Here is a 12502-nt window from a genome sequence, read left to right as displayed (position 1 = left end):
ATTTAAAGGGGGGCCTGTTGTTTTTGTGTGAATAATTCACGATTTTTCTTTAAAAGAGGGTACAAAAAGCGGGAGCGGTGAGCCGTTTTTCCTCTTCTATATGATGGAACGGATAGATAAAGGGATTGTTCTGCTCTCGTCATGGCAACGTATAATAAGCGCCGCTCCTCTTCGATGGCTTCTTCATCACCGCTTCTCAGCTCATCAAGTGCAAAGTCATGAGGGAGCGCCCCATCAACCACGCTCGTGATGTACACTGTTTGGAATTCTAGTCCCTTCGCACGGTGGATCGTCATGAGCTGAACGCCTGGTTCATCTGATTTTTCCTTTTCAGCAGATTTCATATGTTCGGCATGAGCGAGGAAGGCTTCAATCGTTTCAAAACGTTTCGCCGCTGTTTTCACATCTCGTACATCATCTGTTCCTTTTTCAAGCACATTCGTATCATTCACGCGTTTTTTTAAATAATCACCAAGTCCCATCCTTTGTTCAATAAACGCTACAGCTTCAGATGGCTTTAACGATTTTAACGTTCGAAACAGGGGAACGATCGATTGTAGTTTTTTGCGCTGAAACGGCTGAATGTCTGTTAGCTTTCCAAGTGCCTCTACCATAGAACAATCTTCCGTAATGGTCAGTGCCTTCATGGTATTCAGTGTTTGCTGCTTTAAAAAGAAAACGGGCAGCAGCAGCTTCATTGCGGCGACATCATCTGCATCCTGACTGAGCGAAAGAAAAGCGAGCAGCACCCGAACAATTCTTCTGCTATAAAAGGCTTTTACGCCAGCATCGGTTTGATACGGAATCGCCGATTGATGAAGACGTTCATAAATCGCGCGGCCTCCTGTATTCGTTCTAAACAGCACGCAAAAGTCATTCGGTTTTGCACCGTTTTTAATTTTCTCCTGAATATCTGCTACGATCATGGTCGCTTCCTCTTCCTCGTCATATGGATAAAAAAGAGTCGGCGGAATTTTCTCCACGCGTACGGCTTTTAACGTTTTCTCGTAACGATGCTGGTTCTTCTTAATAATGGCGTCAGCACTTGCGACAATCGTATGATGAGAGCGGTAATTTGCATGTAAATGGACGATCTCGGCCGAAGGATAGTCCTGTTTGAAGTCAAGAATAAAAGCAGGATTGCTTCCTCTAAATGCATAGATGGCTTGATCATCATCGCCTACACAAAATAGCTGCTCGGATTCTCCAGCTAAAAGCTGGATTAATTGATATTGTACGGGATTAATATCTTGAAATTCATCTACTAAAATATACTTGAATCGTTCTTGATATTGTTTGAGCAATTCAGGCTGCTTATTCAGCATGTGTAAGCAGGCAATCGCCATGTCATCAAAGTCAAATTGTTGATTTTCACGCTTTTGCTGTTCGTATGACTGATAGATTGTCCACATTTGCTTTTCCTTTTCATCTTTCAGCTCAGGAAGTTCGTTTGGTAAAAAAGCATTTTTCCAATAGCCGATTGATTGCAGCACTTGATCGGTTGGATAGTCTTTTTCATCAAGTCCTTCATGCATGATCGCTTTTCGAATATACTGCTCTTTTTGCCAGTCGAATTTAATCAAATGCTGTCCGTTCCATTTGCCCCGATCATCGTGAAGCAGCATTTTATAAAATAGACTGTGGAATGTGCCTGTCACAACTTGGCTCGCCTGTGATGGATGAAGCTGATACTGCATACGCAATCTTTCTTTCATTTCACTGCTTGCTTTTGTGGTGAAGGTCACGAGCAGGATATGGTGAGCAGGGATTTGATGGTGCGACATCAGATAAGCAGCTCTTGCTGTCAGTACCCTTGTTTTCCCGCTGCCGGCGCCAGCTAGCACAAGCATCGGACCGTCTTTGTGTGTGACAGCTTGAAGCTGCGGTGCGCTAAAGGTGATGTGTGGAAAGAGGTCAATGGTATGCACTTCTTCATTCTTTTCTAAATGAAAGGTTTCGCCAAATTGAATGGATCGTGGTTCCTGCCAGTCATCCGATTCTTCTGTTTGTGAGATGATCTGTTTGCCGGTTGGAAAGCGAAAGCCGCCAAGTTCTTTGTAGGATGCCTCTTCCTCTCGTTCAGCCGGTTTCTTTTCCTCTTGTTGTTCTCTTTTTTCGCAAATCTCTTGCTGAGATATTTGCTTATGGATAAAGGCAGGTTCTTCATGTATATTTAATCTGAAAAAGACGGATTCTCCGCAATATGGGCAAGATAAATGCCCTTTTTTCCCCTCATCATGGAGGAATTGATAGTGTTCTCTCGAATATGTATGTAATGAGATCGTTCGATCATGTCGTCGTGCGCATTTCAAAGCTAGTCCTCCAATAGTCAATCAATGTTAAAAAGAAACACATCTAATCATATCAAATGAGGCGTGTTTCAAACAGTCATAATTAGGGAATAGTAGAGTAGAAGAGAAGCAAAGGAGGCGTTCTTGATGGGATATATAGCCCCGATTCAGCCGGATCTGTATTTTCAATATATCAATCGTCCTGCTCCTCAGGATAAAGAAGACTATGCGAAAGTGACGAAGGTCACCCGCACCTTTCATGACAAGGTATACAGAGAGCTGGAGAAAAAAGAGGACTTAGTGACAGAAGCGGAAACGAAAGTACAGCAAAAAAAGCGGGAACGCTTTGTACGAGATATGTTTATGGAAGAAGGTAAGGGCGTTCATATCAATACTTACGTCTAAATGACTGCGCTTTCTTCCTGAGCGAACGAGATGGAATCAATAAAAAGCCAGGGCATCCATGATGCCCTGGCTTTTTATTGTCGTTAAACGGATAGTGTTTTTGTCATTTTGACATGTGTAATTCCTGCTTCTTCAAACGGTTCTGAAACGGCTTTGTAGCCTTTCTTTTCGTAGAAAGGAAGAGCTTGGACTTGTGCATGCATGACAGCTTCTTTCGCTCCGTTTGCCATCGCTTCAGACTCAAGTGCTTCTAAAAGCTGGTGGCCAAGACCGAAAGAGCGCGCCTCTTTTAATACACAAATTCGTTCAAGCTTTGCCTTATGACCTTCAATTATGCGCAGTCTAGCAGCAGCTTGTGGTTTGTTGTCATCATTATAAATGACAAAGTGAATGGCTTCGTCCTCAAGTTCATCAATTTCAATCTCTAACGGGACTTCTTGTTCTTTTACGAAAACTTCTTTTCGAACATAATAAGCATCTTCTCGTTGTGTTTGTTCTTTTACGATGACTGTATTCAAATGTCTTTAACCCTCTTCTCCTAAGATAAATGTTTCATAAACGGTCCAAGAACCGTTCTCTAATTGATATAAAAGATGGAAGCGGTCAACCGTTTCCTCGTGGTCAATTTTTCTCAGCTTCAATGTGCCTAGAACGTCTGAATGCTCATCGTCTGATAACTTTTGAGCCACTGTCACATGCGGGACAAATGCATATTCAGGTGTACCAGCAAGCGGATCAGTGTACAACTTCTCATTGAGAGTCATTAATTCTTCGTTCGGTTCTACTTTCATATAAATCACGTTGTTTACAGGAGCGAATGAACTGAATTTTTTAATACGTAACGTAATAGGAGAAGCATTTTTTGCGTACTCTCGCAAGGTGGAGACGACCTCAGCTGCTTCTAGATCCGTTAATTCAAAAGGTGTTCTTAATGTTAAATGAGGTGGTATGAGTGCATAGTTCGGATCATAACGTTTCCGATAAGAGTTCGCAATGTCTTGCAATTTTTTTGATGGAAATAAAACAACTCCGTATTTCATCATGTTCCCTCCTGATTAAGAAAGTATTTATTATTTTTTATTATAACAAAATTCAGTTGATTAACGAATATGGGAGCATTCTTTTTAACGAAGGTGAAATGAGCGGCTGCCAAAACGTCCATTTATGATCGCCTTCGAATGTCTCAAATAAATAATCCGCACCGGACTTCTCCAAAAGGACCTTTAATTCTTCGTTCGGCTGAATAAAGTCAAGCACTTGCCCATCTGTCGTTTTCACAGCTGTTTCTTCTAACCCGATTTGATGGATAATGGCATAATGAGCAAGGGATGATGACTGTTTGACTGCTTGCAGAACCGACTCATCCACGTAAGGAGACTGCAAAATCAGTCCGCCAAATAACGAAGGATAATCAATGGCTGTCATAAGTGAGATCGTAGCACCTAATGAATCACCAATAAATGTACGACCTGATCCAACTTGATACGTTGGATAGTGTTCATCAATATACGGAACGAGTTCATTTGCCAAAAAGCGTTTATACGCCTCGAACTTTGGTCCGTCTGGATGATACGTATTTCGCCTTTCAGTCACATTTTCATAAGGGACACCAATGATAATCGAGCGTTCCATTTCTTTGTTTTGCATTAATTCTTCCGCTTGTCTGCCTATTTTACCTAAGCGGAAATAATCATGACCATCTTGTGCAATGATGACATGATATGTATAAAGGGGGGAGTAATTGACTGGCAAATAAATCAAAATGGTCATATCTGCCCCAAGTTCTTTTGACTGTAAGGTTTCTTCTTGAATGATGCCTGTTTTCTTCACCATAATCCATTCCTCCAGCTAACCAAATTCATCATAAGTGAAACGTTTCCATTCATTGTAACACGAAAAACAGCGTTGTTCCTATATGCTAACATGCAATCAAATTGGCTGACATCCAATCTAGTGCAAAATACAGAAAATTTTAATTAATCGTTACATTTCCCCTTGAAAAATGAGGTTTAATGCGTTACAGTATTAAGAATTAGAACAGACAGACAACACATTCTTATCGTGAGAGGTGGAGGGACTGGCCCTTTGAAACCTCAGCAACCGGTATGCATCACTTCATGTGATGTACCAAGGTGCTAAATCCAGCAAGCAGCTTTTTTGCTTGGAAGATAAGAGGAAGCGATTAAACCCCTTCTTCTTATGAAGAAGGGGTTTTTCTGTTTTGAAATTAGATTTTTACTTAGGATGGTGTCAAATGACAGAACATGTGGAAACGAAGTTGGCGCAAATTGGAAACCGCAGCGAAGAGGTGACTGGTACTGTCAGTCCTCCCGTTTATCTTTCAACAGCTTACAGACATAGAGGCATTGGGGAATCAACAGGATTTGATTATATTCGGACGAAAAACCCAACAAGGCAGCTTGTAGAAGATGCGATTGCTTCACTCGAAGAAGGAACGGCCGGTTTTGCCTTCAGTTCGGGAATGGCTGCTATCCAAACGATCATGGCGCTGTTTGAGAGCGGGGATGAACTCATTGTTTCATCAGATTTATATGGTGGTACATACCGTCTATTTGAAAACGAATGGAAAAAGTACGGACTGCGCTTTGTTTATGATGATTTTTCAGATGAAGACTGTTTACGCTCTAAAATGACGCCAAATACAAAAGCCGTCTTTATTGAAACGCCAACAAACCCACTCATGCAGGAAGCGGATATTCAAAAGGTTGCGAAAATCGCTAAAGAGTATGGTGCATTGGTCATTGTGGATAACACCTTTTATACGCCCGTCTTGCAAAAACCGATTACACTCGGAGCGGACATTGTCATTCATAGTGCAACCAAATATTTAGGCGGACATAACGATGTTCTTGCCGGACTTGTCGTCACAAAAGGGGAGCAGCTATCGGAAGACATGTTCCAGCATCAAAACGCCATCGGAGCGGTTTTATCTCCATTTGACTCATGGCTTTTAATGAGAGGAATGAAAACATTGGCGCTGAGAATGCGTCAGCACGAAGCAAATGCGAAGGAATTAGCTGACTTTCTAAAGCAGCAGCCTGAAATTCAAGATGTGCTTTACCCAGGAAAGGGAGGCATGCTGTCATTCCGAGTAGCCAAAGAGGACTGGGTCAATCCATTTTTGAAGCAGCTGAAAACGATTTGTTTTGCTGAAAGCCTTGGCGGAGTCGAAAGCTTCATTACGTATCCTGCAACGCAAACGCACATGGATATTCCAGAAGAGATTCGCATCGCAAACGGTGTGTGTAATAAGCTTCTCCGTTTCTCTGTTGGGATTGAGCATGTGGAGGACCTAAAAGCAGACTTAAAACAGGCACTATCAAATGTGAAAGAGGAGGTACACACGAAATGACCACACATGATTGGACACTAGAAACACAACTCGTTCATAATGCGTTTAAAACAGACCGTTCCACAGGTGCAGTCAGTGTGCCGATTCAACATGCATCGACGTTTCACCAAAGCAGCTTCGATGACTTTGGTCAATATGACTACTCCCGATCAGGCACCCCTACACGTCAGGCATTAGAGGATACCATTGCAGCGCTAGAAGGAGGAACGAGAGGGCTTGCCTTTGCGTCAGGTATGGCAGCCATTTCAACCGCTTTTCTTCTATTATCAAAAGGAGATCATGTCCTTGTCACAAGAGATGTGTACGGCGGGACTTTCCGAATGATCACCCAAGTTCTTTCAAGATTTGGGATTGAGCATACCTTTGTGGACATGACCAATTTGAATGAAGTGAAACAAGGCATTCAATCAAATACAAAAGTCATTTACATGGAAACACCGTCAAATCCTACACTCGGTATTACAGATATTGAAGGTGTCGTACAGATTGCGAAAGAACATGACTGTCTGACTTTCTTAGATAATACGTTTTTAACGCCTGCGCTTCAGCGTCCGCTGGACCTAGGTGTTGACGTTGTGCTGCACAGCGCAACGAAATTTTTAAGCGGCCACAGTGATGTACTGTCAGGCTTAGCCGTGGTGAAAGATGAGAAGCTAGGAGACGAACTTTATTCGCTGCAAAACTCCTTCGGGGCGGTACTTGGCGTACAGGATTGCTGGCTTGTGCTGAGAGGATTAAAGACCCTTCAAGTCAGATTAGAAAAAGCCAGTCAAACCGCATTAGAACTGGCTTCATTCCTCAAAGAACATCCTGCGGTCAAAAAAGTATATTACCCGGGATTAGATGATCACCCAGGGGCAGACATTCAGCGGAAACAGGCGAGCGGTGCAGGTGCTGTTCTTTCATTTGAACTAGAAAACCAAGCGGCTGTCAAAGAATTGGTCGATGGCGTCACATTACCTGTATTCGCCGTCAGCCTCGGAGCAGTCGAATCCATTCTTTCCTATCCGGCCAAAATGTCCCATGCCGCTATGCCAAAAGAAGAAAGAGAAAAAAGAGGCATCACGGATGGTTTACTTCGATTAAGTGTGGGCGTAGAAAACGGAGAAGACCTCAAAAGGGACTTCAAACAAGCACTAGATCAACTAAAGCCAGTTCTTGTGAACCAATCATAAAAGTCAGTAAAAAGCCGGTATGGATACCGGCTTTGTGCCTTTTTTGAACAAAACCATTGACGACTGACGATGATGGTTATATAATAGAGACTGTCAGTAACAGAAAGCCCAGAACTGATACATAACCCGATTCCGTAGCTCAGCTGGGAGAGCGCTACCTTGACAGGGTAGAGGTCGCTGGTTCGAGCCCAGTCGGAATCATCCACGGCGGTTAGAGGCGTTATATCAACGTTTCTAGCCGTTTTTTATTGCGTTGACTTAGACGATGACTTAGGCGTTCTAGGGCGCAGGGTAGCGGTCGTATAGTCGACGAGGTAGCGGTTTTCATTTCGATGACTTAATCGATTTGGAGGCGATACTATGTCCGCAAATAGATCGGGCAAGCGCGTTAAAAAAGAACGGACGTTACGTAAAACGTCAAGTAATCTCGATGTATTATTTATTCAATTTCGCGCGATAAAGAAATCTGAGGGGCGAGCTGAGGGTACGATAGAGCAATACGAAAATAACTACGGATTCTTCATCGAATACCTCGATCGTCACAAAATAGCGCGGTCAATCAATGAAATAAACAGAGATGTCATTCGTAGATATATCGTTTACATGAAGGATGAGTGGGTGAAATTCGAGGACCACGCATTTAAGAAAGAACGACATATGACAAAAGGGTTGGCGCCGTCTACTATTAATACCCGACTTAAAACCTTGCGAGTGTTCTTTAAAACGCTCCATGATGAAGGGTTAATTGAGACGAATCCTATGTACGGTATAAAGAACGTTAATGAGCCGGAAGAAGAGATCATTATATTAGATGAGGAAGAACTCCGAATATTATTTGCGGCTCCAAACCAACGTGATTACGCTGATTTTAGGGATTACGTGCTGATGAACGTATTATTGGACGGGATGATGCGTATTTCTGAAGCGTTAGGTTTACGTACAGAAAACTTCGACTTTAAGGGGTGTTCGTTGTACATACCGGCTCCTATAGCTAAAAATAGGAAAGCACGCACAGTTCCGATCGAGTTTGGTACAGCGAAACTTTTAAACGAATTAATTACCGAGAATAAAGCCGATTTTGATTCTGACTATTTATTCCTTGCAAACTACGGAGAGCCGTTAACACGTGATCATTTTAGAAAAAGGTTAGTAGAATACGCAAAGGAAGTCGGTATAAAGAAACGTGTACACCCGCACCTTTTCCGCCACACAGCCGCAACAATGTACTTAGAGGCCGGAGGAGATATAAGACACCTTCAGATGTTACTAGGACACAGCGATTTACGTATGGTTATGAGATATACACATCTCTCGGGGAGATCATTAACGGAACAGCACGATAAATATTCCGCAATCAATGCCGTAAGAAAAAAACTGAATAAACAACGGAAACTTAAAAGAAGATGACTCGGCCATTAGGTCGGGTTATTTTTTTTGTTTCGAATGTCCCGATTTTGATCAGTCACATGCGACTGTACTTATGAAAGCGAAAATGATTCGTAAATTAGTCGGAGACATTAACGTGCAACGGAGGTGATCGAATGTGATCGAACAGGTAGGCGTTTTAGATCTACGTGAACATAAATTTACTCAAGTCGCAAGTAGCGTACTGGCTGACGGTAAGATCCTCGATAAGAGCGCGCAGAAACTCGTATACACGATGCTTTCGATGCACGCGGATAATCATAGTAAGCAGTCGTTTCCTTCCGTTAAAACTTTGGCGGCGGAATGCTTATGCTCGGAAAATACGGTTCGGAAGGCGCTGACAAAACTGAAAGACGTCGGCTTGATCGATATTAGGGAACGGAAAAGTAAGGAGAGCGGTCAGCTATCGAATCTCTACGTATTGCTGCCAATACCCTCCTCATTCGATGAAGGTAGGGGTTCATGAGGTGAAGCCGTCCCTTGCTCAAACGACAGACGAACTATACTCATTTACTATATTCATTATCTATACTCAATTAAATAATAGCGCTCAATTAAAACCTTTCGCGCAGACACTTATTTAAAGATATATCTATCGCGATAAAAGGATATTTGCAAAGAGTGAGCGTAAGCGAACGAATTGCTACGGTTTTAAATAAAACGGAAAGAAGGCGGTAATATGACGTTTTATGAATACACACAGAATAACAGCGGCGGTCATTTCGAAGTAAACGATAAGGTGTGCCACCGATTATTTATCGAAGCGGAGAACTTAGCTGAAGCCGATTCTATTGCGGAAAGTCTAGGCGTTTACTTTAACGGAGTAACGGACGGGGTTGACTGCGGCTGTTGCGGAGATCGTTGGTATTCCGGAGATGAAATCAAGCTATCAGAATTCAATGAGAACGGATACGAGGTTTCGGTTTATGACAGGTTAGGAGACGCGGAGAAAGTTTGGCGTGATGGCTACGGAGCTTACGAAATTCATACGGAACCTCGATGGAAAAAGACTTCTTCCGTAAATTCAGCGGAAAGATTAAATTCCGCAATATCGAAGAATACGCACAGTTTTTGGCGGATGAATACGGATGGACAACGCCTGACGCGCGCATTTTCTACAAAGACGGAACAGTCACGGAAATCAATAAACGAAAAGGAGTCCGATAATCATGACGATTAACATTCCGATCTCACCCGACTACCGCCTTACATCCGACGTCCACAACATCATCGTAAATGAACGTTATTTCACCGACCCGACCAAATCGCCTGGCTGGGCGAAGAAACTAGCCGAAAACCCTGACGCCGACCCGACGCCGGTCGAGCGCTGGCGAGAAGTTTCGTATCACGCTACGGTTGATCGCGCCGTCTTGGACGTAATGAACCGACGGATCAAAACATCAGATGCGGCATCTTTAGCCGAGATTGCGCAAATGGTACGGGAATTTCGTACGGAATTAGCGGCGGCACTGACGATCGAGGGCGCTAATACTCACGACAAATAAAACGGCTGGGAGGCGGTTAAATCGTGACTAAAACGAAGGATCAAGAAATCGCAGAATTACGACAGGCAATGGCGGCGCTTATTGCGGAGAATGAGCGATTGAGGGATGCTCTTACGGAAATAAAAGAACGTAAGATGAGTACGTTTTTATCAACGAGACACATGAACGAATTTTTCATTAAAACTGCGAAGGAGGCGCTAAAATGAAGCCGGAAATCACGAAAGAGCAGGCGGAAGCTATAACGTATTTAAGAGGACTCGGTAGGGACGACGAATATATTTTGAGTTACCGCGGCGAGTATGTCGGACACTGCGCGGTATTGAACGATTTAAGTCGCGTTTCATTAGCGGCTGCGTTAATCAACGGATACGAAATCGCAAAGTCGCCGGAGCAAAAGGTGCGGGATCATTACGAAAAACTGGTCGCTAAAAGACGATATGTTCCCGGCTGTATTGACGAAATTAAACTTTATACGGAAATGGATGCGATTAGACGCACGCTTGATATGCTCGGCATCGAGATTGATTTTGTAAACGTCAGACGTGAGGAGGCGGAGGCGAATGGCTTCGGATACTAAGCCTATAGAAAAATGGACGGCACGCGACTTCATCGTCTATCTACACGAACGCCACCTCGAAGTCTACGGCATTAAGTACGTTGCCAATAATCGCGGCATGGAAGCGCGGAACCTAAAGACGATGATCGCCGAGCATGGGTCGGCTATTGTACGGGACTTTATCGACGCGTGTTTCGCTCATAAGAAACCGACGGCACAATGGCCCGGCTGCAACTTCGGCTTTATGTTTTCGTATATGCGTGATCGGCACCTACCGCCGTTACTCGTAAAGCAAAAGACGGCTAAACAGTCGGAAGAAGACGATCAGAAGGCGGCTGCGCAGTCGCAAATAAACTACGGGGAGTTGTTTTAGTATGACGCAATATAAGACGGAAATTCGAAACGCCAAAGTCGGAGAGCGGATCTTGATTACACGTGCTGAATACGCATGGTCATCGTATGAAAACGGTGATGTATTTACCGTAAATAGCGTCGGTATTAGTGGGGTAATGGTAGGTACAGAGCCGATAATTTGGCACCACGAGTACGAAGTCATCATCGGTGAACAAACGCCAGCACCGAACCTAGACGAATTGAGCTATGACGAATTAGTTGCGCTAGTAGAGGACGCAATGAAGGCGCTAAGAACACGTTCATATAAACTAGGCTACGATCAAGGTCGTTTTGATGCGGAAATTGAGGCGCCGAAGTCCGATCAGCAGAAGCGGGATGATGTCGTAGAGAAGGCGAAGAAAGATGTTAGAGGACTACTCGTAGGCGATTATGGAACAACGACCGAATTTATCGTTAATGCAGAAAAAAGAACCGTTGTCGCATTACGGAAATTGATTGTGCGTGGATGTATTCGAGAAAGAGGAATCTCCAAGTGCGCCCCGAACGACTGCTTCAACGCACACATCGGTAAGGCTATTGCGCTAAGACGTGCGCTAGGACTCGAAGTGCCATCGGAGTACTTAAACGTGCCGCAGCCGACAGATGTTCGTGTGGGTGACGTTGTTAATTATCGTAATGCCTACGTTCTTGAAGTCGTTGATGACAGTCATATACCGGGCGCAAAACCAGTATCAACTATAAGAATTAGCGCACTACAAGGCTCCGGTGGTGGCTACGTAATCATTGACGATTCGAGAGCGGGTGAGGGCGAATGATTTTCGACCATAAAACCATCGAACCGTATTTAGATTATACGGAAGGGACGTTACGGGTAGTCGAAGGTACTAATTGTGTCGTTTATATTTTCGTTGAGAAAATTAACGGAAAGGCTCACGTTCTCAACATCGTAGAAAACTAAACCGAAAGGAGGCGACTATGAATGACGAATGAATCACGATGCCTACTCGCAAGCAAATGTGCCCAAGCCGGCGGCGATAACTGTACGAAACACTGCGAACTATACCTCGGCTTGCACGGATTAGACGGCGGAGGCGGTCGGTCGGGCGCGGCTGGATTGGCGGAAGACTATCGGCTAGTGACGCTGACCAACTCGCCGGCGCGTGCCGATCAACCCGGAGCTTATAAGGCGGTCGATACTTATGCGAAGACATTCGAACGCCAATTTGACACCGAAGCCGACCGCATTAAATCGCTGTATTTATATAGCGCGAAATCAGGAACAGGCAAAACTACGACGGCAGCGGCTCTTTTAAACGAATATCTAACGGTCCATTACATCGGCGCCTTGAAGCGCGGCATACAACCCGACCAGCGTCCGACTTATTTTCTCGATGTTAATGCGTGGCAAAACGAATACA

General features: G+C 43.9%; 15 protein-coding genes, 1 tRNA gene, 1 pseudogene and 1 riboswitch. Of the genes and pseudogenes, 13 read left to right on the top strand and 4 right to left on the bottom strand.

Going from position 1 to position 12502, the window contains the following annotated elements; genetic code table 11:
- Positions 1 to 2: 2 nt before the first annotated feature.
- Positions 3 to 2312 (bottom strand): ATP-dependent helicase, encoded by a 2310-nt coding sequence (locus LCD32_RS00230; RefSeq protein ID WP_060780973.1) that lies wholly within the window; start codon positions 2310 to 2312, stop codon positions 3 to 5.
- 126 nt (positions 2313 to 2438) lie between these two features.
- Between LCD32_RS00230 and LCD32_RS00225 the strand changes: the two genes are divergently transcribed.
- A complete protein-coding gene (locus LCD32_RS00225) occupies positions 2439 to 2696 on the top strand; it encodes a hypothetical protein (protein WP_008348414.1) in 258 nt (85 codons plus the stop codon).
- A gap of 83 nt (positions 2697 to 2779) precedes the next feature.
- Here LCD32_RS00225 and LCD32_RS00220 read toward each other — a convergent pair whose 3' ends face one another.
- Genes LCD32_RS00220 through LCD32_RS00210 form a run of 3 tightly spaced genes read right to left on the bottom strand, consistent with a single transcriptional unit; the run spans position 2780 to position 4529 of the window.
- The gene (locus tag LCD32_RS00220) at positions 2780 to 3214 is read right to left on the bottom strand and encodes a GNAT family N-acetyltransferase (RefSeq protein WP_008348412.1); all 435 of its coding nucleotides are present in this window, start codon (positions 3212 to 3214) and stop codon (positions 2780 to 2782) included.
- Between the two features lie 6 nt (positions 3215 to 3220).
- Positions 3221 to 3736, bottom strand: coding sequence for a YjcG family protein (locus LCD32_RS00215; protein WP_024720139.1), 516 nt, complete (start codon positions 3734 to 3736; stop codon positions 3221 to 3223).
- A 52-nt stretch (positions 3737 to 3788) separates the two neighbouring features.
- Positions 3789 to 4529, bottom strand: coding sequence for an esterase family protein (locus LCD32_RS00210; RefSeq protein ID WP_019743058.1), 741 nt, complete (start codon positions 4527 to 4529; stop codon positions 3789 to 3791).
- Positions 4530 to 4749: 220 nt separating this feature from the next.
- Positions 4750 to 4871: riboswitch (SAM riboswitch) on the top strand.
- Between the two features lie 79 nt (positions 4872 to 4950).
- Here LCD32_RS00210 and LCD32_RS00205 point away from each other — a divergent pair.
- The 12 genes and pseudogenes from LCD32_RS00205 to LCD32_RS00150 form a co-directional block, all read left to right on the top strand.
- Positions 4951 to 6069, top strand: coding sequence for a methionine biosynthesis PLP-dependent protein (locus tag LCD32_RS00205; RefSeq protein WP_008348404.1), 1119 nt, complete (start codon positions 4951 to 4953; stop codon positions 6067 to 6069).
- Positions 6066 to 7244 (top strand): cystathionine beta-lyase, encoded by a 1179-nt coding sequence (metC, locus tag LCD32_RS00200; protein WP_017367031.1) that lies wholly within the window; start codon positions 6066 to 6068, stop codon positions 7242 to 7244. The genes LCD32_RS00205 and metC overlap by 4 nt, the downstream gene beginning before the upstream one ends.
- 128 nt (positions 7245 to 7372) lie before the next feature.
- Positions 7373 to 7445: transfer RNA gene (locus tag LCD32_RS00195), tRNA-Val, on the top strand.
- Between the two features lie 159 nt (positions 7446 to 7604).
- Positions 7605 to 8651, top strand: a complete 1047-nt coding sequence (locus LCD32_RS00190; protein ID WP_224562528.1) for a tyrosine-type recombinase/integrase — start codon at positions 7605 to 7607, stop codon at positions 8649 to 8651.
- A gap of 136 nt (positions 8652 to 8787) precedes the next feature.
- The gene (locus tag LCD32_RS19325) at positions 8788 to 9135 is read left to right on the top strand and encodes a helix-turn-helix domain-containing protein (RefSeq protein WP_224562526.1); all 348 of its coding nucleotides are present in this window, start codon (positions 8788 to 8790) and stop codon (positions 9133 to 9135) included.
- A 213-nt stretch (positions 9136 to 9348) separates the two neighbouring features.
- On the top strand, positions 9349 to 9849 hold the full coding sequence (locus LCD32_RS00180; RefSeq protein ID WP_224562524.1) for a hypothetical protein: 501 nt from the start codon (positions 9349 to 9351) through the stop codon (positions 9847 to 9849).
- On the top strand, positions 9839 to 10174 hold the full coding sequence (locus LCD32_RS00175; protein WP_224562522.1) for a hypothetical protein: 336 nt from the start codon (positions 9839 to 9841) through the stop codon (positions 10172 to 10174). Before LCD32_RS00180 ends, LCD32_RS00175 begins: the two co-directional genes overlap by 11 nt.
- A 23-nt stretch (positions 10175 to 10197) precedes the next feature.
- The gene (locus tag LCD32_RS00170; protein ID WP_224562520.1) at positions 10198 to 10380 is read left to right on the top strand and encodes a hypothetical protein; all 183 of its coding nucleotides are present in this window, start codon (positions 10198 to 10200) and stop codon (positions 10378 to 10380) included.
- Positions 10377 to 10751, top strand: coding sequence for a hypothetical protein (locus LCD32_RS00165; RefSeq protein WP_224562518.1), 375 nt, complete (start codon positions 10377 to 10379; stop codon positions 10749 to 10751). Before LCD32_RS00170 ends, LCD32_RS00165 begins: the two co-directional genes overlap by 4 nt.
- A complete protein-coding gene (locus tag LCD32_RS00160; protein ID WP_224562516.1) occupies positions 10735 to 11103 on the top strand; it encodes a hypothetical protein in 369 nt (122 codons plus the stop codon). The genes LCD32_RS00165 and LCD32_RS00160 overlap by 17 nt, the downstream gene beginning before the upstream one ends.
- Before the next feature lies 1 nt (position 11104).
- Entirely contained in the window at positions 11105 to 11899 is a 795-nt protein-coding gene (locus tag LCD32_RS00155; RefSeq protein ID WP_224562514.1) for a hypothetical protein, read from the top strand.
- A gap of 164 nt (positions 11900 to 12063) precedes the next feature.
- Positions 12064 to 12502 (top strand): annotated as a pseudogene (locus tag LCD32_RS00150) (DNA replication protein); the annotation flags it as partial.

The sequence above is a fragment of the Bacillus sp. RSS_NA_20 genome, from assembly GCF_020165915.1.
Taxonomy (GTDB): Bacteria; Bacillota; Bacilli; order Bacillales; family Bacillaceae; genus Bacillus; species Bacillus altitudinis.
This window is presented reverse-complemented; position numbering and strand designations above follow the sequence as displayed.